Here is a 25,771-nt window from a genome sequence, read left to right as displayed (position 1 = left end):
CTCCGCAGAAGGAAGCCGAAGTTAGCATAGAAGGCTCCATGGCCCTCGATCCTCTCCATGCCCTGCGGGGCGCGAACCGCGCAGTGATGCCCGCTGCGGCGGCGGGCGCCGGCACGCTGCTGATGGCCGGCGCGACCGGCGCCCTGGGCCAGGAGCTGCTGCGCCGGCTCGCGGGCAGCCACCGCTTCGCCCATGCGCGCGTGCTGGCGCGCGAGCCGATCCGCGACGGGCTGCGCGGCGTCGAAACCTACCTGAGCCCCGGCCTGCCGATCGCGCAATGGCCGCTCACCTCGGCCGACAGCGCCGTCATCGCCTTCGACCCGCCGCGGCTCTACCACGACCGCGAACGCGCGCTCTGGGTGCCGCAGCCTTCGGACCTGCCCGAGCTCGCGCGCTGGCTGCGCGCCTGCGGCGTGCAAACGCTGGCCATCGTGCAGCCGCACGACCAGGGCAAGCTGCCCGAGGCGCTCAAGCGCGGCCTCGCGAGCCTCGACGAGCAGGCCATGGTCGCCAACGGCTTCGACCGCGTGATCCTCGTGCGTTCGGCGCGCAAGCCGCTCCATGCGAAGTTTGCCAACCCCGCCGAAAGGCTCGCGGCCTGGATGCTCTCGATCGTGCGCTTCATGGTGCCGAGCAGCGAGCAGCCGGTGCGCGCGTCGAAGGTGGCCGAGCTGGTCGACCTGGCGCTGCGCATTGCGCCGCCGGGCGTGCACGTGGCGGCGCCCGAGCTGGTGTGGGAGTCCGCGCAGGGCGACATGCAGGCCGTGGCCCGCCGCTGGCTGGGGCTTCCAGGCTGACGGGCCTTCAGCCGCGCCACTGGCGCAGCAGTTCGGCCGAGTCCATGACCAGCCCCAGGTGCAGCGACACCATCGCGAGCGCCGCGCCTTCCAGGTGCGCATCGGTGCCGCGCACCAGGTCGCGCAGCACGATCACGCGGTAGTTGCGGTTGCTGGCGTCGAAGGCCGTGTTGAGCACGCAGCAATCGGTGAAGCCGCCGTTGAGCACCACCGTCTCGATGCGCTGGTTGCGCAGCAGGAAGTCCAGGTCGGTCGGATAGAAGGCCGAGAGGCGCCGCTTGCTGTCCACGCGCATGTCGCCGGGCGCCACGCGCGTGACCCACTCGGTCCACTTCGAGCCTTCGATGGCGTGCGCGTCGGCATTCGGAATCGCGCCCACATGCAGCGGAAAAGTGCGGCGCCATGCGGACGGAATGCCGTGGACGTCGTCCACGCCGCCGGGCCGCAGCACCGACCGGATGTGCACGATGCGCACGCCCAGCGCGCGCACCGCGTCGTGGAAGCTGTCGATGGGCGCCACCACGTCGCGCGCCCGCGGGGCGGGGCAGGGGCAGTCGGGGCTGTCGTCCAGGTGGCCCCGGTGCATGTCGATGGACACGACCGCGGTGGTGGCCGGGTCCAGGTAGTCGGCGAACTGCGCCGCGTCGAGCTCGCGCTCCTCGTTGTAGACCCAGGCCTTCATCGGCGCTCTTCCCGCACGTAGGGTTGGCCCAGCGCACCGGGCTCTTCGTCGGCGCCGCGCCGCGAGAGCGCGACCCACACCATCACCCCGAGCGTCACCGCATAGGGCGTCATCATCACGAAGTACTGCGGCAGCTGCACGCCGGCCGCCGCGAGCTGCGGGATCAGCGCCTCGATGCAGCCGAACAGCAGCGCGCCCACGAGCGCCTTCCACGGCGACCAGCGCGCGAAGATCACCAGCCCCACCGCGATCCAGCCGCGCCCGCCGGTCATGCCCGCGATCCACAGCTTGGTGCTGACCACCGAGATGTAGGCGCCCGCCAGCCCCACCAGCGCCGAGCCCGCGAGCACCGCGGCCAGCCGCCACACGGTGACGCGGATGCCGGCCGCATCGGCCGCCTGCGGGTTCTCGCCCACCGCGCGCAGCCGCAGCCCGGCCGAGGTGCGCGAGAGAAACCACGCCACCGCGAGGAAGATCGGCAGCGTGAGCCACACCATCGCGTTCTGCTCGAACAACCGGCCGGCGCCGGGCAGGAGCGACAGCGGCCACAGCGCCATCGCGCCGATGCCTGCGGTGGCATGGTTGGTCCATTCGGCCAGCGAGCCGACCAGCGCCGTGAGGCCCTGGCAGAAGAACACCAGCGCGAGCCCCGCGATCACCTGGTTCACGCGCAGCCAGATCACCATTACCGCGAACAGCAGCGACACCGCGCTGGCCGCGAGCATCGCCAGCACCAGCGACACGGCCGGCTGCCCCATGGCGATCTGCGCGCCGATGCCCGCGAGCGCACCCACGAGCATCAGGCCTTCGGCGCCGAGCGACAGCACGCCCGCGCGCTCGCTGATGATCAGGCCCAGCGCCGCGAACGCATAGGGCACCGCGAAGTCGGGCGTGCTCGCGAGCCAGTTGAGAACAATGCTTCCGCTCATTGCACTGTCTCCGCACCCACGCGGCGCAGCCGATGGCGGATGAAGAAATCGCTGGACGCCACGCACACCACGATGATGGCCTGGATCAGCTGCACCATCGAGAACGGCACCTGGTAGAACACCTGCAGGCTGCGGCCGGTGACGAACAGCGCCGCCACCAGCAGCGCCACCACGGTGGCCGCGAGCGGGTTGTTGCGCGCAAGAAAGGCAATCAGGATGCCCGAGAAGCCGTACCCCTGGTAGAACGCCTGCGTGAGCCGCCCTTCCTGCCCGGAGGCCACCGCCAGGCCCGCGAGCCCGGCCATCGCGCCTGAGAGGAGCACGGCGCCGTAGATGGTGCGGCGCACCGGCACGCCATTGGCATGCGCCACGCGCGGATTGGCGTCGACGAAGCGCAGGTACAGCCCGGCGCGGCTCAGGCCCACCAGCCACCATGCGAGGAGCGCCACCACGGCCGCGAGCACGATGGCGCTGCTCACGCCGGCGCCCAGTTCGGGCAGCCGCTCGAAGGCGCGGAACTGCGGCGAATAGGGGAAGTTGTCCTTCGGATCCTTCCAGCTGCCATAGACCAGGTGCAGCAGGAAGTTGGCCGCCATGTAGTTGAGCATCAGCGTGGAAATGATCTCGTTCACGCCGAGCCTGATCTTCAGCCACGCCGGCCCCAGCACCCAGAGCAGCCCGCAGCCGATGGCGGCCGCGAACATCAGCGGCAGGCGCAGCGGCTCGGGCCCGATCTGCCACATCGAGACGGCCGTCGCGCCGATGGCGCCCCAGATCATCTGGCCCTCGAGCCCCAGGTTCCAGAAGCGCGCGCGAAACGCCAGCGAGCCGGCCAGGCCCACGAGGATCATGGGTGCGGCCTGGAACAGCACGGCGCGAAAGTTCTGGCCGTCGAAGAAGGTCTGCATCACGAACTCGTTGGCGAGCTCGTCCGCGGGAACGCCGGCCGCCACCAGGATGGCTGCGGAGATCGCAAGGCCTGCAAGGAGCGCCGCCGCAAGGATCAGCGCCTGCCGCCGCCATCCCATGTGCTGGCGGATCTCCAGCGCATAGCGCCGGCGCGCCAGCGGCTGGCGCCGCGCCCGTTGCGCGGCATCCGGATCGGTCTGCGCCGGCTGCGCGATGGCCGCGAGCGTGGCGTCAACCATGGTCCACCATCGCCTGTCCGATGGCCTGCCGGTCGGCGGGCTGCGCGAATTCGCCGGCAATGCGCCCGCGCGTCATCACGCCCACGCGGTCGGCCAGCTGCAGCACCTCGTCGAGGTCCTCGCTGATCAGCAGCACCGCGGCACCGCCGTCGCGCGCGGCGCGCAGGCGCGCATGCACCTCGGCGCTCGCGCGCACGTCGAGCCCGCGGCTCGGGCTGTGCGCGAGCACCAGCGAGGGCGCCTTGCCGAACTCGCGCGCAAGCACCAGCTTCTGCGCATTGCCGCCGGACAGCAGCGCGGCCTTCTGCGCCACCGAGCGCACGCCCTGCACGTCGAAGGCGCGAACCGCTTGCTGCGTGTCGTCCTGGATGCGGCCGCGCCGCAGATGCCAGGCAGGGCCGTAGCGGCCCGTGTGCACGCGGCCGATGGCGTAGTTCTCGGCCACCGAAAGGCCACCGGCCAGCGCGAGCCCGTAGCGGTCGGCCGGAATCGCGGCAATGCCCACGTTGCGGCGCTCTGGTGCACCCATGGCCTTGAGGTCGCCGTGGCCGCTCAGATGGATCTCGCCTTCGAGCGGTCCGCCGGCATCCGGCAGGCCCATGATGGCGCCGGCCAGCTCGCCCTGCCCGTTGCCGCCGACACCGGCCAGGCCGTAGATCTCGCCCGCATGCAGTTCGAGCTCGACGCCGTCGAGCACGCGGCGGCCCTCGGGCGATGCCGCCGAGCGCAGGCCGCGCACCGTGAGCCGCACCGGGCCGCGCGGCGACTTCGCCGCCTGGAAACCCTGCGTGGCAATCGATTCGCCCACCGTGAGCTTCACGAGCTCGGCCACCGAAGTGGCGCCCGGCTCCAGCGTGGCCACCGTGCGGCCGCCGCGCATCACCGTCACGCGGTCGGCATAGGTCTTCACGTCGGCCATCTTGTGCGTGACCAGCACCACGGCAGAGCCGCCGCGCGCGAGGCCCTGCACCGTCTGCAGCAGGCGCGTGGCTTCCTGGTCGGTGAGCACCGCGGTGGGCTCGTCGAGAATCAGGATGCGCGCACCCGCCAGCAGCACCTTGAGGATCTCGACGCGCTGCTGCTCGGCGATCGAGAGCGTGTCGATGCGCCTGGCCGGGTCGATCTCGAAGCCCAGCTCCGAGGCCTTGTTGCGGATGTCGCGCGAGATCTCGCGCAGGCGCTCCCCGTGGCTCTGGAACTCGGCCGGCGCCGGCGCGGTGAGCAGGATGTTCTGCGCCACCGTGAACGGCCGCACCAGCTTGAAATGCTGGTGGACCATGCCGATGCGGTGCCTGGCCGCATCGCGCGGTCCGGCGAAGCGCACCAGGTTGTCGTCGACCCGCAGCTGGCCCGCCTCCGGCGCATAGAGCCCGGCCGCGATGTTCATCAGCGACGACTTGCCCGCGCCGTTCTCGCCCAGCAGCGCATGCACTTCGCCCCAGCGCGCTTCAAAGTGCGCGTCGGTCAGTGCCGCAAAGCCGTCGAAGGACTTGCGGATGCCGGTGAGCTCGAGCGCGTTGGGCATTGGCGTTGCCTTCTTTCTTTTCCTACTTCTGCGTCACCACGCCCTTGACGAACCAGTCCATCTTCCAGAGGTCGGCATCCGACAGCACTGCGCCCTTGGCCACGCGCTCCTTGCCGTCGCGGTCGGCGAGCGGGCCGGCGTAGACCTGCTTGCCCTTCATGATGGCGTCGCGCTCGGCCGTGATCTGCGCGGCCTTGTCCTTGGGCACCGCGGGGCCGAAGCCCGCGATGTCGGTGCCGCCGTCCTTCATCTCGATGAAGGCGCCGTACTGGCCGGGCTTCCAGTTGCCGGCCATGATCTTCTTGAGCTCGGGCGTCAGGAAGCGGTCCCACACCCACACCGACGAGCACAGCGTGGCCTTGGGCGCGAACTGGCGCAGGTCGCGGTGGTGGCCGGTGCCGTACACGCCGCGCTCCTGCGCCACGATCTGCGGCGTGGGCGAGTCGACGTGCTGGCCGATCACGTCGGCGCCCTGGTCGATCAGCGCGGCCGCGGCGGCGCGTTCCTTCACCGGGTCGTTCCAGGCGCCGGTGTAGATCACGTTGACCGTGGCGTTGGGGTTCATCTTCTGCGCACCGAGCGCGAAGGCGTTGATGGTCCAGTTCACCACGCCGAAGGGGTTGGCCGCGACGAAGCCGAGCTTGCCGGTCTTCGACGCCGCGCCCGCGGCCATGCCGCAGAGGTACTGGCTCTCGTAGGTGCGGCCGTAGAAGGATTCGAGGTTGCTGCCGTTGGTGGTGCCCGAGCCGTTGAGAAAGGCCACGCCGGGGTACTTGGCGGCCAGGTCCTTGAAGCTGTCGGAGTATCCGAAGGCGGTGCCGATCACGATGTTGGCGCCGCGCTGGATGAACTTCTCGGCCGCGGGCTTGATGGCCGATGCGTCTTCGGGCACGTTCTCGACGAACTGGATCTTCTGGCCGATCTCCTTCTCGATCTTCACGCGCGCCTCGTCGAAGGCCTGCGTCCAGCCGCCGTCGTTCTTCGGGCCGAAGTAGAGCATGGCGATCTTCGGCTTGTCCTTGAGCGTGAAGCCGTCGGCGGCCACGGCGGGCAGCGTGAACAGCGCGCCGCCGGCCGCGAGCGCCGATGCAAGGCCGAAGGCGAAGCCGTGGGTGGGAATGCGCAGCAGCATGGAGCAACCTTTCGTGGGAAGCGTGTCGAGGGGGAGGGAAGGACGAAGAGGGAAGGGCGCGCGGCGTGCGTCACATCATGAAGTTGATGCGAAACACATTGCCCTCGGGGTCGAGCAGCACCGACTGGTACCAGTTGTAGTAGGTGACGTAGGGCGGCTTCACCAGCGTGGCGCCGGCCTCGAGTGCGACGGGCACCATGCGGTCGACGTCGTCCTTGCTGTCGACATCGATGTTCAGCAAGAACTTCACGCCGCGCGCGTCGGAAAACTCGGCCAGGTGCAGCAGCTCGTAGGCATCGAGCGCGTTGAAGCCCAGGCTCGACTTGCCGGTGTCGAGTCCGCGAAAGATCGGAGATCGAATGGCCTCGATCTCTGGGAAGCCGAACACGCGCTGATAGAAGCCGCTGAGCGCGACCACGTCCTTCGCGAAGACGTTGACGTAGGAGAGATGGGCCATGCTCAAGCCACGGCCTTGGTGCCGCCGAAGGTCGTCTGCTTGACGAACTTCGACGTGAGATGGTCGCCCGAAGAAATGGGTGCGTACTTCGGCTGCTCGCCCGGTGCCAGGCAACTCGGCAGGCACTCGACCATCGCGTCGTAGTTGGGCTGGTGAAAGAACACCAGCGACTGGCGGCGGTTGGTGCTGGCCACCTCGAACGGCGGGTTGACCACGCGGTGCAGCGTCGACACCCACTGGTCGTTGGTCCACTGCATCATCAGGTCGGCAATGTTGACCACCAGGCCGCCTTCCACCTGCGGCACGTCGACCCACTGGCCCGCCTTGTTGAACACCTGCAGGCCCTTGTCGTCGGGCAGCACGATGGTGAGGCTGCCGTAGTCGCTGTGCGCGCCCGCGCGCAGCTGGCCCGGCAGCGGCGCTTCGCGCTGCGGCGGATAGCTCAGCACGCGGAACATGCTGATGTGCCTGTCGATCTTGTCGTCGAAGAAGGTCTCGGGCAGCGCAAGGCCGAGCGCGAAGATGCGCATCAGCGAACGCGAGAGATCGCTCATGGCCTCGAAGTAGCTTTCATAGGCCTCGCGGAAGCCGTCGATCGGCGGCCAGCTGTTGGGCTCGAAGTGCGGGCCGGCGGCAGGGCCGCGGTGGTAGTCGTCGTCCGGCACGTTGGAGGGGCCGACGGAAAACGATTCCTTCAGGTCGCCGGGCGCGGCCTCTTCCAGGCTGTACGAAAGCCCCTCTTCGCCGACCGCGCTGTAGCCGCGCACCGCGTCTTCGCGCGGACGGTCGACCTTGCGTTTCTCGGCCAGCGGCATGTCGAAGAACTGGCGCGAGAGCCGCGACACGCGCGCGATCAGCTCGGCCGGAATGCCGTGGTTGGTGATGACGAGAAAGCCGATGCTGCGGCAGGCCTCGTCGACCTTGGCCGCAACCTGCGCCTTGCCTTCGGCCGTGCCGGCGAAGTAGGGCGCGAGATCGATGATGGGTACGGACAGCAGGGTGGTCATGTGTCGGTCCTCGTGCTTGGCATGCCTTTCGCCATGCAACGTCTGTGCCAGTTGGACCAAATGGACAAAACGCGTTGGCCGCGTCAGCATGGTGCGTGCCGGCGGCGCGCGAAGGCCGCGCTGGCGCAACGCGATGCACCGCGGCCTTACAGTGGTGCGCGTTGAAAGAACCAGCAATCGATGAAGCGAGGGAAGATGCCGAAGACCAAGGCGCTGGCCGCAGCCAGCAGCGCAAAGAAGAAGATCCCGGTGAAGAGCCCGGCGCGCAAGCGCGCGAAACCCGCCGTGCGCAGCGCGTCCGCGGTGAGCCGCAGGCTGCGCCAGATCGAGGACAAGCGCAGCGCCATCCTCGGCGCCGCGCTGGGCCTGTTCTCGCGCTTCGGCTTGCATGGCACGTCCATCGACCAGGTGGCGGCGCGCGCCGATGTGTCCAAGAGCAACCTGCTCTACTACTTTGCGAACAAGGAGGAGCTGTACGTCAACGTACTGCGCGACCTGCTCGCGCTGTGGCTCGAGCCGCTGCGCGGCTTCAGCCCCGAGCAGGACCCGTCCGAAGCCATCGGCGGCTACATCCGCCGCAAGCTCGTGGTCTCGCGCGACCGGCCCGATGCATCGCGCCTGTTCTGCCTCGAGATGATCCAGGGCGCGCCGCTTTTGCGCGACGAGCTCGACCGCGAGCTGCGCGCGCTGGTGGAGCGCAAGTCGGAGGTCATCCGCTCATGGATCGCAGCCGGCAAGCTCGCACCGGTCGATCCGCACCACCTGATCTTCACGCTCTGGGCCGTCACGCAGCACTATGCGGATTTCGGCGTGCAGGTGCAGGCGCTGACGGGGCATACGCTGGAGGATCCGGCCTTCTTCGAGCAGACGGTGGAGAACGTGCAGCGCATCGTGCTGCAGGGCATCACCGTTCGCTGAGTCAGTGCGGCGGCGCCGCGATCTCGTGATACCGCCGATCGAAATAGATCAAGCTCTGCGCCGCCCCCCCCATCGCAATCGCCAGCGCTTCGCAGAACAGCACGTCGTGCGTACCCGCACTCGTGGCCTGCACCACGCGGCAGTCGAACGAGGCCGCGGCATCTTCGAGCACCGGCGAGCCCGTGGCCTTGCGGCTCCAGCGGCCCGCGGCAAAGCGCTCGTCCATCGGCGTCTTGCCGCCGAACAGGCCCGAGAGCGCCTGGTGGCCCGCGGCCAGCACATTCACGCAGAGCACGCCGTTGGCCGTGAACGCGGGGTACACCGAGGCCGAACGGTTCAGGCACACCAGCAGCATCGGCGGCTCGTCGGTCACGCTGCACACGGCCGAGGCGGTGAAGCCGGCGCGGCCCGCGGGGCCATCGGTGGTGATGATGTTGACCGCCGCGCCCAGCCGCGCCATGGCGTTGCGGTAGTCGGCCTTGGGCAGCGCGGGCGGCGCGCCGCTCGGCATGACGTGGTTGGAGGCCATTGCGTTCAGCAGCATGAGAAGAATAATTTCCGTGACGGTGGCTTCAGGCCAGGACGCAGGCTTCGTCGAAGGCGAGCCGCGGCAGGCGGCCGAACACCTTGGCCGGATCGCCATGGCCGAGGTTGATCAGGAAGTTGGCGCTCCAGTCGGTGCCCTCGAAAAAGGCGGCGTCGACCTTCGCCTTGTCGAAGCCCGACATCGGCCCGGCGTCCAGCCCCACCGCGCGCGCGGCGAGCAGCAGGTAGGCCGCCTGCAGGCTGGCGTTGCGAAAGGCGGTTTCGTGCGCGGCCTCGGGGCTGCCGGTGAACCAGCTGCGCGCGTCGGCATGCGGGAACAGCGCGGGCAGCTTGTCGTAGAACCTGCGGTCCCACGCCGCAATCACCGTGACGGGGGCCGCCATGGTCTTGTCGAGGTTGCCCTTGGAAAGCGCCGGCGCGAGGCGCTGCTTGCCTTCGGGCGTGCGAACGAACACGAAGCGCGCGGGCGAGCAGTTGGCCGAGGTCGGGCCCATGCAGGCCAGCGCATAGACCTGGCGGATCTGCGCGTCGGTGACGGGCTCGGCGGTCCAGCCGTTGTGGCTGCGCGCCTCGGTAAAAAGAAGGGCCAGTGCGGCGTCGTCGAGAGCAGGTTTCATCATGGTCATGCGGGAACGCCGGGTGCGCTGACCCGGGCGAGAAAGTCGAGCAGGCTGCGGTTGAAGGCGCCGGCCTCGGTCACGCTGTGCGCGTGGCCGCCATGCGGCATGAAGTGGAGCGTCACGTCCTTGAGGCCGTCGGCCAGGTGCTGCGAGCAGGTCCACGGCACCAGGGCGTCGTCCATGGCGGCGGCCACCAGCGTGGGCGCGGTGATGGCGCCAAGGCGCGCGTCGATGTCGAAGGCGCGCAGCGCATCGATGCGCGCGCGCATGTTCGCTTCTCCGGGGAAGTGCGCAAACGCATGGTCGACCTCGTCGGCCACGCGCTGCGCATGTTCCGCGCACCAGGCCGCGGGGTACAGGAAGATCGGCTGCGCTTCCACGTACGCGCGCGGGCCGCAGGCGTCGAGCAGCGCGAGCCGCGCATCGAAGCAGCGCGCCGAATGCGCATTGGGCTTCGACCACGCATTGACCAGCACCAGGCTGGCCACGCGCGCCGGTTCGTCGAGCGCCAGCTGCAGGCCCACGAGCCCGCCCAGCGCATGGCCCACCAGGTGGCAGCGCGGCGTGGCTGTGGCGTCGAGAATCTGCACCACGTCGCGCGCCATGTCGGCGATGGCGTAGCCCGCGTTCAGCGCGGCGGGGCTGCGGCCCGTTCCGCGCTGGTCGTACGCGATCACGCGATGGCCCGCTTCGACCAGCGCGCCGAGCTGCGGTTGCCAGAAGGCGGCCGACCCGCCCAGGCCCGACGACAGCAGCACCGCCTCGCCATCGGCCGGCCCATGCACTTCGTAGTGCAGCGGCATGCTCAGGCCTTGTTGCCGACGTGGGCGATCGAGGCGATCTCGACCAGCGCATCGGGCTTCACCAGGCCGCACTGGATGCAGTAGCGCGCGGGCTTGGTGCCCGGAAAGAACTCGGCGTACACCGCATTGACCTTCGCGTAGTCGGCCCAGTCCTTGATCATGATCATGTTGAAGGTCACGTCGTCCATGGTGCCGCCGGCCGTCTTGATCACGTTCTGGATCGTCTCGAGCACGTGGCGCGTCTGCGCGGAGGCGTCGCCCACGTGGACCACGTTGTTGTCCTTGTCGAAGGGCAGCGTGCCCGACACGTAGACGACGCCGTCGGCCATGGTGCCGGGCACGAAGGGAGCGATCGGCGTGGTGGTTCCGGCCGGGATGATGGCTTGCTTGGGCATGGGGGTGGGCTCCTTTGAAAAAATCAATCAGGCAATGGCCGGTTCGGCCGGAACAGGCTGGGCGACAGGCTCCGGCGCAAAGGTGGCGCAGAACTGGTCCACCGTGGAGACCCAGCCGAAGAAGGTCTCGACGTTGTAGACCGACGCCTTCTGGATGGCCGCGCCGCCAAGCTCGTGCGTCGCGTCTTCCAGCATCACGGCGAAGTATTCGAGGTGGAAGGCATCGCGCAAGGTCGACTCCACGCACACGTTGGTCGCGATGCCGGTGAACACCAGGTGGCGGATGCCGCGCGCGCGCAGCGTGCTGTCGAGCGTGCTGTTGAAGAAGCCGCTGTAGCGCGTCTTGGGCACCACGATGTCGCCGGGCTGCGGCTTCATCTCGGCGATGAGCTCGTAGTCCCAGCCGCCCTTGGCGAGGAACTTGCCCTGCAGCTCGGGCTTCGCGCGCATCGTCTTGAGCGCGTTCGACTTGTGCCAGTTGGGCGAGCCCGGCCCGCCGGCTTCGACGTAGGCGGCGTCCCAGCCGTTCTGCAGGAACACCACCAGCATGCCGGCTGCGCGCGCCGCCGCGATGGTGCGCGCGATGTTGGCAATGGTGCCCTGCGCGCCGGAAATGTCGAAGCCGGCCGAATCGACATAGCCGCCGATCGACGCATAGGCGTTCTGCATGTCGACCACGATCAGGGCCGAGTCGGTGGCATGCAGCGCGAGCGGTTCGGGCCGCGCGGGCAGCACCCGCGGTGCCGGGGCGCCGGGCAGGCGCGGCGCGCCGACCGGCGTGGTCGAGGTGAGCGTGGTGTTGCGTGCAGGCGTGGTCATGCGCGTCGTTCCTTTCAGGCCGCAAGGCGCTCGGGTTCGGCCTGCGACGGCACGGGGCTGCGCACATGCGCGCGGCTTTTCATCAGCGGCTGGATGCGTTCGCCGAAGGCCGCGACGCCCTGCACGAAGTCGTCGAAGGTCAGCAGCACGCCCTCGGTGCCCGGCACCTCGGCCATCTCGTCGAGCAGGCGCGCGACGGTGGCGTAGGAGCCGACCAGCGTGCCCATGTTGATGTTGACGGCCGAGGTCGGGTCGGCCATCTGGCGCACGTTGGTGTCGGCGCCCGACCTGGTGTCGGCCGCGCCCTGCTGGCCCAGCCAGGCGATGGCCTCGTGGTCGGCGCCGGCCTTGTAGTGCTCCCACTTGGCGCGCGCGGCTTCGTCGGTTTCGTCGGCAATCACCATCACCAGCACGTAGGTGGTGACGTGGCGGCCGGTCTTGCGCGTGGCCTCGATCAGCTTCTCGGCCGCGGGCGCAAAGGCCTTGGGCGTGTTCACGCCCTTGCCGAAGCAGAAGTTGTAGTCGGCGTACTTTGCGGAGAAGTCCATGCCCGCATCGCTCTGGCCCGCGCAGATCACCTTCATGTCGGCCTGCGGCCGGGGGCTCAGGCGGCAGTCGTCCATCTGGAAATGCGCGCCCTTGAAGTCCGACCGGCCGCTGCCCCAGAGCTCGCGCAGCACCTGGATGTATTCGGAGAGGTACTGGTAGCGCGTGCCGAAGAACTGGTCGCCGGGCCACATGCCCATCTGCGAATACTCGGGCCGCTGCCAGCCGGTGACGAGGTTCAGGCCGAAGCGGCCGTTGGAGATGGAGTCGATGGTCGATGCCATGCGCGCGACGATGGCCGGCGGCATCACCAGCGAGGCGGCGGTGGCAAAGAGCTTGATCTTCGTGGTCACCGCCGCGAGCCCGGCCATCAGCGTGAACGATTCGAGGTTGTGGTCCCAGAACTCGGTCTTGCCGCCGAAGCCGCGCAGCTTGATCATCGAAAGCACAAAGTCCACGCCGTAGCGCTCGGCCGCCAGCGTGATCTCCTTGTTGAGCTCGAAACTGGGCTTGTACTGCGGCGCATTCTCGGAGAGCAGCCAGCCGTTGTTGCCGATGGGAATGAAGATGCCAACGTTCATGCAGAAGCTCCTGTTGCGGGTTTGCAAAGCCCTATGCATGGCCCGTGCCAATTGAAAAATCCTTTTGAAATCAACGGCTTGAGTGTTTTCGGATGTTGTGTTTTGACCATTTGGTCCAAAGTGGAGCGGACGAACCGCCCGCGCTGCGGCAACGCGGTGCGCCGCAGGGCCAAAGCGGTGCAGCCCCCGCGTCATGGATCGCGCGGCAAAATCACGCCATGCCCAAGACCCCACTCCGCGCCGCCGCGGCCATCGGCGGCACTGCCGACGACATCGAAGCCGCCTTCTACGAGGCGCTGCAGCGCGGCGACATCGATGCCCTGATGGCGTGCTGGGCCGACGAGGACGAGGTGTTCTGCGTGCATCCCGGCGGCCCCCGGCTGGTGGGCGCCACCGCGATCCGCGCGGCCTTCGAGCAGATGTTCAGCAACGGCGCCATCCATGCCACGCCGGCGCGCGTGCGCAAGATCGAATCATTGGCAAGCGCGGTGCACAACGTGCTCGAGCGCATCGAGGTGCTCACCGCCGAAGGGCCCAAGCATGCCTTCGTGCTGGCCACCAACGTCTATCACAAGACCGTCGAAGGATGGCGCCTGGTGGCGCACCACGCGAGCCCCGGCAGCGCGCGCGAGCCCAGCGACGTGAACGAGCTGCCCCAGACCCTGCACTGAGGCGACGCGATGCCCGCCGACGCCTCGCCTTCATCCTCCCTGCATGCGGCCATGGGCTACATGGCGCCGCGCTGGCTGCCCGGCGGCAACCTGCAGACCATCTGGCCGGCGCTCTACGCCCGCCGCTTCGAGGGGCCCGCGCCCGCCTACCGCCGCGAGCGCTGGACCGCGCCCGACGGCGACTTCATCGACGTCGACTTCGTCGATGCGTCCCTGCCCGGCCCGCAGCCGCTGCTGGTGCTGTTCCACGGGCTGGAGGGATCGTCGCGCAGCCACTATGCGGAAGCCTTCGCGGCCTTTGCCGCCGCGCAGGGCATGGCGTATGCGGTGCCGCATTTCCGCGGCTGCAGCGGCGAGATGAACCTGGCGCCGCGCGCCTACCACTCGGGCGACTACGAGGAGATCGGCTGGATCCTGCAGCGCATGCGCGACCAGCATGCACAGCGCGGCGGCGGCCCGGTGCTGGCCGTGGGCGTCTCGCTCGGCGGCAATGCGCTGCTGCGCTGGGCCTGCGAGGCCGGCGACACGGCCCGCGACTGGGTGAATGCGGTGGCTTCGGTGTCTGCGCCGCTCGACCTGGCGGCCGGCGGCGCGGCCATTGGCCGCGGCTTCAACCGGCTGGTCTACACGCGCATGTTCCTGGCGACCATGAAGCCCAAGGCACTGGCCAAGCTGGCGCAGTTTCCCGGCCTGTTCGACCGCGAGCGGCTGCTCGCGGCGCAGGATCTCTACGCCTTCGACGACGTGTTCACCGCGCCGCTGCACGGCTTTCGCAACACCGACGACTACTGGACGCGGGGCTCGTCCAAGCCGCACCTGAGCGCGATCCGCGTGCCCACGCTGGTGGTGAATGCGCTCAACGATCCGTTCATTCCGGCATGGAGCCTGCCCGGCCCCGGCGAGGTCGGTCCGCACGTCACGCTGTGGCAGCCCGCGCATGGCGGCCACGTGGGCTTTCCGCTCGGGCTGCCGCCCGGCCATGTGCGTGACATGCCCGAGCGCGTGGGCGGCTGGCTGGCCGGGTTTGCACCATCCAATCCGCCGCAGGCGCGCGCAAAATAGCTTCCATGGACGACATCGTCAAACAGGCGCTCGCCAAGTGGCCCAACGTGCCGCACTGCTACGGCTGGCTCGGCCTGGACGCGCGCGGCAACTGGTACATGCGCGACGACCGCACGCAGGCCGAAGGCGCCTTTCCCGCGGCCAAGGGCTCGATGCTGCGGCACGAGAAGCTGATCGACTTCATCCAGCGCAACTACGACCACGACGAAGAAGGCCAGTGGTTCTTCCAGAACGGCCCCCAGCGCGTGTACGTCGAACTCGAGGCCGCGCCCTTCGTCTGGCGCATTGCCGATGGCGCGGGCTTTGCCGCCACGGCCCATACCGGGCAGGCGGCGGGCGCCATCTCGGCCTGCCTGCTCGACGAACAGGGCCGCCTCTTCCTGGCGGCGCCCCTCGGGCTCGGGCTGGTCCATACGCAGGACGTGGGCCTTGCCGCCAACGCGGTGGAGCAGGGCCTGTGGACCCCCGAGCCGGTGCACGCGGCCGATCTGCCGCAGCGCTTCGGCCATGTGCTGAGCCCTTCGGCGCGCCGGCTCGTCGTGCTATCAAAAGAGTAGCTGCAGCTTGCAGCGGACATGAAAAAGCCGGCTCGAAGCCGGCTTTCTCTTCAGGGCTGAGCCCCGTTACTTGCTTGCAGCCGCTGCGGGTGCCGAAGCCGCGCCATCGGCAGGAGCCGCAGCCGCCGCGGGACGCTCGGGCACCGGGAACTTGGCGCCGCCGGCATTGGCCAGGTAGACCACGGCACGGCCGATTTCGAGGTCTTCGAAGTCGCCGCCGCCCTGGGCCGGCATCGCGCCCTTGCCATGCAGCGCATGGTCGAGCAGCGTTTCGTAGCCCTGGCCGATGCGCGGGCCCCAGGCTGCCGCGTCGTTCAGGTGCGGGGCGCCGGGAATGCCGGGCGGCGCGTGGCAGGCCGCGCACTGCGCCTTGAAGACGGCATCGCCGGCTGCCAGCGGACGGTTGGCATCGCGGATCTCGATGGTGCCGACCTTCTTGAGCCGCTCGGCCACTTCGCGGTCGCGCGTGTCCTGCGACACGCCGTACAGCGCCATGCTGTCGCCCTCGGCCGTGCCCGCGGGCTTGTTGTCCGAAACCACATAGGCCACAAGGCCCACGATGATCAGGATGGGTGCAACGAAGGAAAAAAATACCGCGAGCAGCAGTTGCTTCGGGTTCTTGATCGGGCCGGTGTGGGCTTCTTCTTTGGCCTGGTAATGCGGGTCTGCGCTCATTGGCGTCCTCAATTAACGGGGGCTCGTCGGGGGGCTTTTTCGAATCAACCGGCGATTATAGAGAGGCCCTCCGCCCAAAGGACGGAAGGCCTCTTCGAGTCCGTCGCGCGAAAGCCTCAGCCCTTGCTGCCTTGCGTGGCCCAGCCGCCGCCCAAGGTCTTGTAGAGCGTGACCTGGTTCTGCAGTTGCAGGAGCCGCGTGGTGACCGCCGATTGCTGCGCCGTGTACAGCGAGCGCTGCGCATCGAGCAGGTCGAGCGCGCTGGCAATGCCGTTGCGGTAGCGCATGTCCGAGAGCCTGAAGCGCACCGCCTCGGCATCGGCCTGCGCGCGCTGCGCGCGCACCTGCTCGCCCAGCGTGGCGCGGCCGGCCAGGGCGTCGGCCACTTCGCGGAACGCGGTCTGGATCGACTTCTCGTACTGGGCCACGGCAATCTCGCGCCCCGCCTTGGCCGAGTCGAGCGTGGCCCGGTTGCGGCCCGCATCGAAGATCGGCAGCGTGACCGACGGCGCGAACGACCAGGCCTTGGAGCCGCTGTCGAACAGGCCCGAGAACTCGCTGCTCGCGGTGCCCAGCGTGGTGGTGAGCGAGACGCGCGGGAAGAAGTTGGCGCGCGCCGCGCCGATGTTGGCGTTGGCCGCAATCAGCTGCTGCTCGGCGGCGCGGATGTCGGGCCGCTCGGCCAGCAGGTCGGAGGGCAGGCCCGCCGGCACGTCGGGCATCGGCTTGACGCTGTCCAGCCCCTTGATGCCGCCCGCGGTGGCGTCGGCCGGAACCGGCGCGCCCAGCAGCAGGGCGAGCGCGTTCTCGTCCTGCATGCGCGTGCGCTGCTGCTGCGCATACGAGGCGCGCGCGGTTTCGGCCAGCGAGTTCGCGGCCTGGAAGTCGAGCTCGGACGACACGCCGTTGTCGAAGCGCATCTTGGTCAGGCGCACCGACTCTTCGCGCGTGACCAGCGTCTGGCGCGTGAGTTCGAGCAGCTCGTCGTCGGCAATCAGCGTGAGCCAGCCGGTGGCCACCGCGGCGATCAGGCTCACCTGCGCGGCCTTGCGCGATTCCTCGGTGGCCAGGTACTGCGCCAGCGCCTGGTCCTTCAGCGCGCGGATGCGGCCGAAGAAGTCGATCTCCCAGGCCGTCACGCCCAGGTTCACGCTGTACTGCGACGACACGCTGCCCACGCTGCTGTCGAAGGCCTGGTAGGGGTTGGGGCTCGAGCGCGAGCCGCTGCCCGTCAGGCCCAGCGCCGGGAACAGCGCCGAGCGCTCGATCTGGAACTGCGCGCGCGCCTGCTCGATGTTGAGCACCGACACGCGCAGGTCGCGGTTGTTCGCGAGCGCGGTGCGGATCAGCCCGTTCAGCCGCGCATCGGTGAAGAAGTCTTCCCACGGCACGGCCGCCGCGGCCTGGCCGGCCGGCTGCGCCGGGTCGCCCGGGTAGGTGGTGGGCACCGGCGCCGCCGGGCGCTCGTAGGTCGGAATCAGCGAGCAGCCGGCCAGCAGCATTGCCGCGGCCAAGGCTGTGGGAATCAGTTTCTTAGTCATGTGCTTTTTCTTCCGTGATGCCGGCTGCTTCCGCGTGCCGCTTGTCGGCTTCATGCTGGCGCGCACTGCCCTTGAACAGGCTGCGCACCACCACGAAGAACACCGGCACGAAGATCACGGCCAGCGCCGTGCCCGTCACCATGCCGCCGAGCACACCCGTGCCGATGGCGCGCTGGCTGGCCGAGCCGGCCCCCGAGGCGAGCACCAGCGGCACCACGCCCAGGCCGAAGGCCAGCGAGGTCATGATGATCGGGCGGAACCGCAGGTGGGCCGCGGCCAGCGCCGATTCGACGATGCCCTTGCCCTGCGCCTGCAGGTCCTTCGCAAACTCGATAATCAGGATCGCGTTCTTCGCCGAGAGGCCGATGATGGTGATCAGCCCCACCTGGAAGTACACGTCGTTCGAGTAGGCGCGCAGCATGGTCGCCAGCAGCACCCCCAGCACGCCCAGCGGCACCACCAGGATCACCGACAGCGGGATCGACCAGCTCTCGTACAGCGCGGCCAGGCACAGGAACACCGCCAGAATCGCAAAGCCGTACAGGATGATCGCCTGCGAGCCCGCGAGCTTTTCTTCGCGCGACTGGCCCGTCCATTCAAAGCCGAAGCCCTGCGGCAATTGGCTGGCGAGCTTTTCCATCTCGGCCATGGCGGCGCCCGTGCTGAAGCCCGCGGCGGCGTCGCCGCTGATGCGGATGGCCGGGTAGCCGTTGTAGCGCACCGTCTGCGTGGCGCCCTTGACCCACTTGGTGGTCGCAAACGCCGACAGCGGCACCGGCTGGCCCTGCGTGTTGCTGGCGTTCAGCCGCAGCAGGTCGTCGGGCTGCATGCGCGCCGGCGCATCGGCCTGCACCACCACGCGCTGCAGGCGGCCGCGGTTCGGAAAGTCGTTGATGTAGCTCGAACCCAGGCCCGTCGACAGCGTGGCATTGATCGCGTCGAAGGTCACGCCCAGCGCGCTGGCCTTGTCGCGGTCGATGTCGATCTGCAGCTGCGGCGCGTCTTCCAGGCCGTCGGGGCGCACCTGCGACAGGATCTTGCTCTGCGAGGCCATGCCCAGCAGCTGGTTGCGCGCGTTGATCAGCGCCTCGTGGCCCGCGCCCGAGCGGTCCTGCAGCCGGAAGCTGAAGCCGCTCGCATTGCCCAGTTCAGGAATGGGCGGCGGGCTCAGCGGGTAGATGAACGCGTCGCGAATGCCCGAGAGCGCACCGAAGGCGCGGCCCGCAAGGGCGCTGGCCGAATGGGCCGGGTCCTTGCGCTCTTCCCAGTCCTTCAGCGTCACGAAGGCAAGGCCCGCGTTCTGCCCCTGGCCCGAGAAGCTGAAGCCCATCACGCCCACCATGCTCTGCACTTCAGGCTGCTTCAGGATGAAGCCCTCGACCTGCTGCATGACCGACAGCGCCCGCTCCTGCGTGGCACCCGGGGGCAGCTGCACGTTCACGATGATGTTGCCCTGGTCTTCCGCCGGCAGGAACGAGCTTGGCAGGTGCGTGTAGGTGTACACCACCGCGCCGATGATCGCCACGTAGATGATCAGGTAGCGCGTGGCGCGGCGCAGGATGCGTGCGACCAGGCTTTCATAGCCCTTGGCCGTGCGCGTGAAGCCGCGGTTGAACCAGCCGAAGAAGCCGGTCTTCTCGTGGTGGTGGCCCGCTTCCACCGGCTTGAGCAGCGTGGCGCACAGCGCGGGCGTGAGCGACAGCGCCATGAAGGCCGAGAAGGCGATCGAGGTCACCATCACCGCCGAGAACTGGCGGTAGATGTTGCCCGTGGAGCCCGCGAAGAACGCCAGCGGCACAAACACCGAGATCAGCACCACGGTCACGCCGATGATGGCGCCCGAGATCTGCTTCATGGCCTTGCGCGTGGCTTCGAGCGGCGACAGCCCCTCCTCGCTCATGATGCGCTCGACGTTCTCCACCACCACGATGGCGTCGTCCACCACGATGCCGATCACCAGCACCATGCCGAACATGGTCAGCACGTTGATCGAGAAGCCCATTGCAAGCAGCATGGCAAAGGTGCCCAACAGCGCAATCGGCACCACGATGGTCGGGATGATCGTGTAGCGCCAGTTCTGCAGGAACAGGAACATCACCACGAACACCAGCGCCACCGCTTCCAGCAGCGTCTTGACCACTTCGGTGATCGAGATCTGCACGAAGCGCGAGCTGTCGTACGGAATGTCCCACTTCACGCCCTGCGGGAAGAAGCGGGCAAGCTCCGTCATCTTGGCGCGGATCGCCTTGGCCGACTCCAGCGCGTTGCCGTTGGGCGTGGGCTGCACGCCAATGCCCACCGCCGGCACGCCGTTCAAACGCGCCGAGGTGGCATACGACTGGCCGCCCAGCTCCACCCGCGCCACGTCCTTCAGCCGCACGGTCGAGCCGTCGGTGTTGGCGCGCAGCACGATGTTCTGGAACTGCTCCACGTTGGCCAGCTGGCCGTTCACCACCACCGTGGCCGCAATGGCCTGGCCGGGAATGTTGGGCAGGTCGCCCAGCGTGCCCGAGGACACCTGCGCGTTCTGCGCGCGGATCGCGTTGTTCACGTCCGTGGCCGACAGGTTGAAGCCCTGCAGCTTGGCCGGATCGATCCAGATGCGCATCGCGTTTTCGGAGCCGAACAGCTGGGCCTGGCCCACGCCGACCACGCGCTGCAGTTCCGGCACCACGTTGCGCGCGGCATAGTCGCCGAGCGCAATGGGGTCGAAGGCGGGATTGTCCGAAGACAGCATCACGAACATCAGGAAGTTGTCGCGCGACTTGTCCACGCGCACGCCCTGCTGCGTCACCGCCGCCGGCAGGCGCGGCGTGGCGCGCGAGAGCCGGTTCTGCACGTCCACCTGCGCGAGGTCGTCGTTGGTGCCGGCCTCGAAGCTGATGGTGATGGTGCCCGTGCCGTCGGCCTGGGCCACCGATTCCATGTAGATCAGGCCTGGCGAGCCGTTCATCTCGCGCTCGATCACGGACAGCACGCTGTCCTCCAGCGTCTGGGCCGAGGCGCCAGGGTAGGCGACGTTGATCACGATGGCCGGTGGAGCCACCGGCGGGTACTGCGAAATCGGCAGCTGGGTGATGGCGACACTGCCCCCCACCAGGATGAACAGCGCGATCACCCAGGCGAAGATCGGTCGGTCGATAAAGAATTTGGCCATGCGGGCGCGCTCCTGATTACTTCTTCTCGGCCGTGGCAGGCGCCGGACCGCTCGCTGGCGCCGCCGCGGCAGACGCCGCCGGCGCTGCCGGTTGTGCCGCGCCGTTGGGCGCGGGCTTCTTCCAGGGCACAGCCTTCACCGGCGTGCCGGGCGGCATCATCTGCAGCTTCTGGAAGCCGTCGACCATCACCTGTTCGCCGGCCTTCAGGCCGTCGAGCACCACCCACTGGTTGTCCTTGGCGGCGCTGATCTTCACCGTGCGCTGGCTGATCTTGCCGTCGGCGCTCACCACCGACAGCGTGTCGCCCTGCTGCGTGCGCGTCACGGCCTGCTGCGGCACCGTGATCGCGTTGGTCGCCTGCGCCTGCTCCAGCCGCACGCGCACGTACAGGCCCGGCAGCAGTTCGCCCTTCGGGTTGGGCACCTCGGCGCGCAGCGTGACCTGGCCGGTGGTCGAATCCACCGTCAGGTCGGAGAACAGCAGCTTGCCGGGCAGCGCGTAGTCGGTGCCGTCTTCCAGCACCACGTTCACGCTGGCCGCCTCTTCGCCGTTGGCGCGCTTGTACTGGCCGGCCGCCAGTGCGCGGCGCAGCTTCAGCACGTCGGACGCCGACTGCGTGAAGTTCACGTACATCGGGTTGATCTGCTGCACCACGGCCAGCTCGGTCGCGTCGCCCTGGCCCACCAGCGCGCCCTCGGTCACCAGCGCGCGGCCGATGCGGCCGGCAATGGGCGAGGTCACGTCGGCGTAGCCCAGGTTGATCTTGGCCGTCTGCACCGCGGCGCGGCCGGCGGCCACGTCGGCCTCGGCCGTCTTTTGCGAGGCCACGGCCGTCGCGTATTCCTGCTTGCTCACCGCGTTGGCCTCGACCAGCGGCTTGTAGCGGTCGGCCAGTGCCTTGGCCTGCACCGCGTTGGCTTCGGCGCGCGCCAGCGTGGCCTGCGCGTTCTGCGCGGCGGCCACCAGCGGTGCCGGGTCGATGCGGAACAGCAACTGGCCGGCCTTCACGTCGCTGCCTTCGCGGAACTCGCGCTTCAGCAGGATGCCCGAGGCGCGGGCGCGAACCTGCGCCACGCGCGAGGCCTCGAGCCGGCCCGGCAGTTCGGTCACCAGGCCCACGTCGGTTGGCGCGGCCACCACCACGCCCACCTCGGGTGCCGGCGGGGCGCCGCCGCCCGCGCCACCCGGGCCGGCAGGCGCATCGCCCTTGGAACAGGCCGCGAGCACCAACACCACAGCAGCGGCCACGATCGCGAGGCGCGGCGAGAACGACGATTGACGCGAAACATGCAGGAGAGGCATGCGAATCCTTTGAAGCAAAGACGGGAGATGGCGCGTTCGCGAAGCGAACACAGAAAGCCAGCATAAACAGCCGGGCCATCGGGGAAGTCCGCTAGTTTACATACATTCATGGATGTATAGTGACAGTGTCGAATGGCCCTACGCCTGGGAAAGGGCTTGGCTTTACAAATTGGGAGACTTGGTGGCACGTCGTACGAAGGAAGAGGCACTGGCCACGCGGAATCGATTGCTCGATGCCGCGGAGCTGCTGTTTCAGGCGCAAGGCGTCTCGCAGACCTCGCTGCAGCAGATTGCGCAGCAGGCCGGGGCCACGCGCGGCGCCATCTATTGGCACTTCAAGGACAAGGCCGCCCTCTTCAACGCGATGATGGAGCGCGTCATCCTCCCGCTGGAGGCCGGCCCCCGGGCCGCCGCCGCGGCCACGGGCATCGACGACGACCCGCTGGCCGAGATCGAGGAGGGCATGGTGCATGCCCTGACCCTCATGGCCACCGACCCCCAGGTGCGCCGCGTGTTCGACGTGGCCACCCACAAGGTCGAATACACCCACGACATGGCCTCGGTGCAGCAGCGCCACCTGGACGCGCGCAACGCCTGCGTGAGCGATTTCGAAAAAGCCCTGCGCCTGGCCGCGCGCCGCGACCACATCAAGCTGCCCGTGCCCGGCCACGCGGCCGCCCAGGGCCTGCACGCGCTGATCAGCGGGCTCATCCAGAACTGGCTGCTCGACCCCACCGCCTTCGACCTGGTGCCCACCGGCCGGCGCACCTTCCGCGTTTACCTGGCCGGCCTGGGCTTTGTGCGGAACTCCCCGGCGGGCATCGGAAACGAAGCAGGTGAAGAAGAAATCGCCGCGTGATGGGCGATAATGCGAGGCTCCGGTTCTGCCGGAGCCCAGATTCCTCGCTGTATTTCAACGGATAGAATTCGGCCCTCCGAAGGCTGAGATCCAGGTTCGATTCCTGGCGGCGGGACCAGATAGCAAAGCAAGCCGGACACTTTCAAAAAGGTGTCCGGCTTTTTGTTTTCTTGTCTGGGCCGATTTCTCTCCATTTTCTGGCGTGGTATCGAATGCCGAGCACCAAGAGGCGCATCGAGTTCGAGGCATAGAGACGCAACGATGGGGATGGGATCTCGACAAAGCGGTCTGGGTGCGCTCGTTCAGGTTCGCCGCAAAGTCGGTCGTGAAGGCGAACGACATTCGCGCGGAGTGAGCGCGGGGGGCGGCGGGCCCATTGCTGGCGGCGTGCGCGAGGTGGTCCGGCGCGTCTTCGATGGCGCGACGGCCGCCAGGCCCCTTATGCCGCAACCGCCCCACCACCCGGCAACTCGACCGGAAAGCGCAGCGCCACGGTGGTGCCGTTGGGTGTCGGGCGGATGTCCAGCGTGCCGTTCAGCCGGCGTGCGCGCGCTTCCATGTTGCGAAAGCCCATGCCGGCGGGCGCGTCGCGGCCGGCGGTGAATCCGCTGCCGTCGTCCGCCACCGAGAGCGAGAGCTCTCCGCCGGCCGCCTCGATGCCGATGCGCACCTTCGAGGCGCGGCTGTGCTTGAGCACGTTGGCCAGCGCTTCCTGCAGCAGCCGAAGAAAGTCGAGCCCGCGCCGGTCGTCGAGGCGGCACTGGTCCAGGCCCTGCAGCGCCCAGGTGCATTCGATGCCGGCCGCCTCCAGCACGCGCGTGGTGCGGTGGCGCAATGGGGCGATCCGTTCGGACAGCCGGTCGGTGTCGTCGAGTGCCGAGCTTTCGATGATCAGGCGCAGGTCGTCGCGCACTTCCTTGAGCGCCCACAGGGCGGTGTCGTGGCCGGCCGCGCTGCGGTTCTCCAGCGAGGCGATGTGGCCGCTGAGTGTCATGCCCAGGCCGTCGTGCAGGTCGCGCACGAGGTTCATGCGTTCGGCCAGGCGCGTGTTCTGCAGTTCGGTGGCGTGCTCGCGGTGCAGCATCGAGGACAGGCGCCGGGTGGCGTCCTCCACGTGGTGCCGCAGCTCGTCGTTGAAATGCTCGACCAGGCGCATGCCGACCACGAAGCGCCAGGTCAGCACGAAGGAGATGCCCACCAGCATCGCGCTGGAGGACCAGGGCGTGTAGTAGAGGTTGGTGGCCAGCACGCCGTGGAACACGAGCACGTCGTGCGTGCCGGCGGCCAGCGGCAGCAGGGTGCACAGCGCCAGCGCCTGCACCTCGCGCCTGCGCGGCGAGGCCAGCGCATGGCGGCAGATGATCCAGGCGCTCAGTGTGTAGGTGGCCAGCGCCACCACCACCGCCGCGCCGCGAACCTGCGACAGCAGCGCGTGCGGCGCGAGCGGCGCGAGCCACAGGGCGGCCGTGGTCAGGCCGACGGCGCCGCCGATGAGCTGCACCGCGCGGCGCCGCTGCAGGCCGCAGAAGCGCAGGGCGAACATCAGGAAGGCGGCGGTGCCCAGCACCAGGGCGGACATGTTGACGGCCTGGTAGGTGTCGGTGCTGCCGAAGGGCCAGGTGCTCCGCGCGACGTAGTTGTAGCCCACGGGCACCCACAGCAGCGAGAACAGGCTGAACCAGCCGTAGAAGGTCTCGTTGCGCCGCAGCAGCCAGAACAGGCCGTAGAGCACACCCATGGCGAGGGTGATGCCCAGGCTGAGCATGTGCAGCGACTCCCGGATCAGCTGCTCGTGCCGGTAGTGCGCCTCGGCCGCGGCCGGGCTGTCCACCACCACCGGGCCGAGGCCGGGGGCATAGGCCGCAAGGCCCGAGACACGCACCAGCAGCTCGTTGGGGCCGGGGCGCAGCAGCGGCGCGCTCAGCAGCCAGTGGCGCGGATGGTTCCAGCTGCGCGACAGGGGCTCCTCGAGCTGCGGGTCGCGCGCCAGCAGGGCGCCGTTGAGATAGATGGCGCCGGCCATCGAGAGATAGTCCATCGCGAGGCCTCGCGGCGCGGGCACGCCGGCCGTGGCGGGCTCGTTCCACCGCAGGCGGTACCACACCACGCCATCGTGCGCCGGCCAGCGCCCGGCCCAGGCGTCGGGCAGCGTCACCGCGGTCCAGCCCCCGGCCGGTGGCGTGTCGGGGCTCGCCGGGTCGGCACGCGCGGCCTCGATGCGTTCGAAGCCGGGCGCATCGAGCGCAGCGGCCGGCGCCAGGCCCGCAAGCAGGAACAGGAACAGCAGGCCCGCCAGCAGCTGCTGCAGCACGCGGCAGCGCCGGATCAGGGCAGCAGGCCGCGCCCGCGGGCGCTGTGGACGGCCGCGGCGCGCGAGTGCACCGCGAGCTTGCGATAGATGTTCTTGGCGTGGCATTCGACGGTGTTGACCGAGATGAACAGGCTTTGCGCGATCTCGCGGTTGCTCTGCCCCTGCGCCACCAGTTCGAGCACCTCGATCTCGCGTTCGCTGAGCAGGCCCTCGTCCGCCGGCGCGGCCGCCATCCTAACCACCTGCGCGGCCGGCGGCGCGGCCATCAGTTGCAGGATGCGCCGCGCGATCACGGGGTCGATGGGGGCGCCGCCGCGCTGCATGCTGCGCAGCGAGAGCTCCAGCTCCACGTCGTCGCCGTTCTTCAGCAGGTAGCCGGTCGCGCCGCCGCGAATGGCGCGCAGCACGGTCGCGTCGTCGCCGAGGCTGGAGACGATCACCGCCTCGGTCTCCGGCGCATGCGCCTGCATCCATTCCACGAGCTCGATGCCGCTGCCGTCGGGCAGGCCGACGTCGACCAGCGCGAGATCGAAGCGCCGCAGGGCCAGCTGCGCCCGCGCTTGCGCCAGCGAATCGGCCTGCTCGCACAGCGCGTGGCCGTGCACCTGCAAGACGATGCGCTGCAGGCGCGAGCGCACGGGTTCGTCGTCATCGACGATCAGGACGTTCAACAACAAGCGTTCTTCCTTCATCGGGCCATGCCGGCGGCGGGACGGACCTGGATTCTCTC

25 protein-coding genes and 1 tRNA gene are annotated in these 25,771 nt (G+C 68.9%); 7 read left to right on the top strand and 19 right to left on the bottom strand.

Annotated features, from left to right (window positions below; all coding sequences use genetic code 11):
• Window positions 1–38 precede the first annotated feature (38 nt).
• Window positions 39–797 (top strand): Rossmann-fold NAD(P)-binding domain-containing protein, encoded by a 759-nt coding sequence (locus EJO66_RS11000; RefSeq protein WP_125965284.1) that lies wholly within the window; start codon window positions 39–41, stop codon window positions 795–797.
• A 7-nt stretch (window positions 798–804) separates the two neighbouring features.
• Here EJO66_RS11000 and EJO66_RS10995 read toward each other — a convergent pair whose 3' ends face one another.
• From EJO66_RS10995 to EJO66_RS10965, 7 genes are all read right to left on the bottom strand, one after another.
• The gene (locus tag EJO66_RS10995) at window positions 805–1,479 is read right to left on the bottom strand and encodes a cysteine hydrolase family protein (protein WP_124958901.1); all 675 of its coding nucleotides are present in this window, start codon (window positions 1,477–1,479) and stop codon (window positions 805–807) included.
• A complete protein-coding gene (locus EJO66_RS10990; RefSeq protein ID WP_125965283.1) occupies window positions 1,476–2,408 on the bottom strand; it encodes an ABC transporter permease in 933 nt (310 codons plus the stop codon). Before EJO66_RS10990 ends, EJO66_RS10995 begins: the two co-directional genes overlap by 4 nt.
• Window positions 2,405–3,556: an ABC transporter permease gene (locus EJO66_RS10985; RefSeq protein WP_164547810.1), complete on the bottom strand. Its 1,152-nt coding sequence runs from the start codon at window positions 3,554–3,556 to the stop codon at window positions 2,405–2,407. Before EJO66_RS10985 ends, EJO66_RS10990 begins: the two co-directional genes overlap by 4 nt.
• On the bottom strand, window positions 3,549–5,081 hold the full coding sequence (locus EJO66_RS10980) for an ABC transporter ATP-binding protein (protein WP_125965282.1): 1,533 nt from the start codon (window positions 5,079–5,081) through the stop codon (window positions 3,549–3,551). The genes EJO66_RS10985 and EJO66_RS10980 overlap by 8 nt, the downstream gene beginning before the upstream one ends.
• Before the next feature lie 22 nt (window positions 5,082–5,103).
• Window positions 5,104–6,213: a BMP family ABC transporter substrate-binding protein gene (locus EJO66_RS10975; RefSeq protein ID WP_125965281.1), complete on the bottom strand. Its 1,110-nt coding sequence runs from the start codon at window positions 6,211–6,213 to the stop codon at window positions 5,104–5,106.
• Window positions 6,214–6,283: 70 nt separating this feature from the next.
• A complete protein-coding gene (locus EJO66_RS10970; RefSeq protein WP_124958897.1) occupies window positions 6,284–6,670 on the bottom strand; it encodes a VOC family protein in 387 nt (128 codons plus the stop codon).
• A 2-nt stretch (window positions 6,671–6,672) separates the two neighbouring features.
• Window positions 6,673–7,677 carry an isopenicillin N synthase family dioxygenase gene (locus tag EJO66_RS10965; RefSeq protein WP_125965280.1) on the bottom strand — a complete coding sequence of 335 codons (1,005 nt, stop codon included), beginning with the start codon at window positions 7,675–7,677 and terminating at the stop codon, window positions 6,673–6,675.
• A gap of 195 nt (window positions 7,678–7,872) precedes the next feature.
• Between EJO66_RS10965 and rutR the strand changes: the two genes are divergently transcribed.
• Window positions 7,873–8,595, top strand: coding sequence for an HTH-type transcriptional regulator RutR (rutR, locus tag EJO66_RS10960; protein WP_125965279.1), 723 nt, complete (start codon window positions 7,873–7,875; stop codon window positions 8,593–8,595).
• A gap of 1 nt (window position 8,596) precedes the next feature.
• Here rutR and rutF read toward each other — a convergent pair whose 3' ends face one another.
• From rutF to rutA, 6 genes are read right to left on the bottom strand one after another with little or no spacing between them, the layout of a single operon-like run.
• A complete protein-coding gene (gene rutF, locus EJO66_RS10955) occupies window positions 8,597–9,139 on the bottom strand; it encodes an NADH-dependent FMN reductase RutF (protein WP_124958894.1) in 543 nt (180 codons plus the stop codon).
• A gap of 28 nt (window positions 9,140–9,167) precedes the next feature.
• Window positions 9,168–9,767 carry a malonic semialdehyde reductase gene (locus EJO66_RS10950; protein WP_125965278.1) on the bottom strand — a complete coding sequence of 200 codons (600 nt, stop codon included), beginning with the start codon at window positions 9,765–9,767 and terminating at the stop codon, window positions 9,168–9,170.
• Window positions 9,764–10,564 carry a pyrimidine utilization protein D gene (gene rutD / locus EJO66_RS10945; protein WP_125965277.1) on the bottom strand — a complete coding sequence of 267 codons (801 nt, stop codon included), beginning with the start codon at window positions 10,562–10,564 and terminating at the stop codon, window positions 9,764–9,766. Before rutD ends, EJO66_RS10950 begins: the two co-directional genes overlap by 4 nt.
• A 2-nt stretch (window positions 10,565–10,566) precedes the next feature.
• A complete protein-coding gene (gene rutC, locus EJO66_RS10940; RefSeq protein ID WP_124958891.1) occupies window positions 10,567–10,959 on the bottom strand; it encodes a pyrimidine utilization protein C in 393 nt (130 codons plus the stop codon).
• 27 nt (window positions 10,960–10,986) lie between these two features.
• A complete protein-coding gene (gene rutB, locus EJO66_RS10935) occupies window positions 10,987–11,778 on the bottom strand; it encodes a pyrimidine utilization protein B (RefSeq protein WP_125965276.1) in 792 nt (263 codons plus the stop codon).
• Between the two features lie 14 nt (window positions 11,779–11,792).
• Window positions 11,793–12,905, bottom strand: a complete 1,113-nt coding sequence (gene rutA / locus EJO66_RS10930) for a pyrimidine utilization protein A (RefSeq protein ID WP_125965275.1) — start codon at window positions 12,903–12,905, stop codon at window positions 11,793–11,795.
• Between the two features lie 218 nt (window positions 12,906–13,123).
• On the opposite strand from rutA, the gene EJO66_RS10925 reads away from it, so the two are divergent.
• Genes EJO66_RS10925 through EJO66_RS10915 form a run of 3 tightly spaced genes read left to right on the top strand, consistent with a single transcriptional unit; the run spans window position 13,124 to window position 15,195 of the window.
• Window positions 13,124–13,576 (top strand): YybH family protein, encoded by a 453-nt coding sequence (locus EJO66_RS10925; protein ID WP_124958888.1) that lies wholly within the window; start codon window positions 13,124–13,126, stop codon window positions 13,574–13,576.
• A gap of 51 nt (window positions 13,577–13,627) precedes the next feature.
• Window positions 13,628–14,638, top strand: coding sequence for a YheT family hydrolase (locus tag EJO66_RS10920; RefSeq protein WP_124958966.1), 1,011 nt, complete (start codon window positions 13,628–13,630; stop codon window positions 14,636–14,638).
• A 5-nt stretch (window positions 14,639–14,643) separates the two neighbouring features.
• Window positions 14,644–15,195, top strand: coding sequence for a DUF2946 family protein (locus EJO66_RS10915; RefSeq protein WP_124958887.1), 552 nt, complete (start codon window positions 14,644–14,646; stop codon window positions 15,193–15,195).
• Window positions 15,196–15,261: 66 nt separating this feature from the next.
• Here EJO66_RS10915 and EJO66_RS10910 read toward each other — a convergent pair whose 3' ends face one another.
• The 4 genes from EJO66_RS10910 to EJO66_RS10895 form a co-directional block, all read right to left on the bottom strand.
• Entirely contained in the window at window positions 15,262–15,870 is a 609-nt protein-coding gene (locus EJO66_RS10910; RefSeq protein WP_124958886.1) for a c-type cytochrome, read from the bottom strand.
• Window positions 15,871–15,986: 116 nt separating this feature from the next.
• On the bottom strand, window positions 15,987–17,411 hold the full coding sequence (locus EJO66_RS10905; RefSeq protein ID WP_125965274.1) for an efflux transporter outer membrane subunit: 1,425 nt from the start codon (window positions 17,409–17,411) through the stop codon (window positions 15,987–15,989).
• Window positions 17,404–20,568: an efflux RND transporter permease subunit gene (locus EJO66_RS10900; RefSeq protein WP_124958884.1), complete on the bottom strand. Its 3,165-nt coding sequence runs from the start codon at window positions 20,566–20,568 to the stop codon at window positions 17,404–17,406. The genes EJO66_RS10905 and EJO66_RS10900 overlap by 8 nt, the downstream gene beginning before the upstream one ends.
• Window positions 20,569–20,584: 16 nt before the next feature.
• On the bottom strand, window positions 20,585–21,871 hold the full coding sequence (locus tag EJO66_RS10895; RefSeq protein WP_125965273.1) for an efflux RND transporter periplasmic adaptor subunit: 1,287 nt from the start codon (window positions 21,869–21,871) through the stop codon (window positions 20,585–20,587).
• A gap of 178 nt (window positions 21,872–22,049) precedes the next feature.
• Between EJO66_RS10895 and EJO66_RS10890 the strand changes: the two genes are divergently transcribed.
• Complete coding sequence (locus EJO66_RS10890; RefSeq protein WP_124958882.1) at window positions 22,050–22,730, top strand: TetR family transcriptional regulator; 681 nt, start codon at window positions 22,050–22,052, stop codon at window positions 22,728–22,730.
• 43 nt (window positions 22,731–22,773) lie between these two features.
• Window positions 22,774–22,848 (top strand) — tRNA-Arg (locus EJO66_RS10885).
• A gap of 321 nt (window positions 22,849–23,169) precedes the next feature.
• Here EJO66_RS10885 and EJO66_RS10880 read toward each other — a convergent pair.
• Entirely contained in the window at window positions 23,170–25,041 is a 1,872-nt protein-coding gene (locus EJO66_RS10880; protein ID WP_164547809.1) for a sensor histidine kinase, read from the bottom strand.
• A gap of 14 nt (window positions 25,042–25,055) precedes the next feature.
• On the bottom strand, window positions 25,056–25,718 hold the full coding sequence (locus tag EJO66_RS10875; protein ID WP_223262263.1) for a response regulator transcription factor: 663 nt from the start codon (window positions 25,716–25,718) through the stop codon (window positions 25,056–25,058).
• Between the last annotated feature and the right edge of the window lie 53 nt (window positions 25,719–25,771).

The organism is Variovorax beijingensis, assembly GCF_003951285.1.
Classification (GTDB): domain Bacteria; phylum Pseudomonadota; class Gammaproteobacteria; order Burkholderiales; family Burkholderiaceae_C; genus Variovorax; species Variovorax beijingensis.
This window is presented reverse-complemented; position numbering and strand designations above follow the sequence as displayed.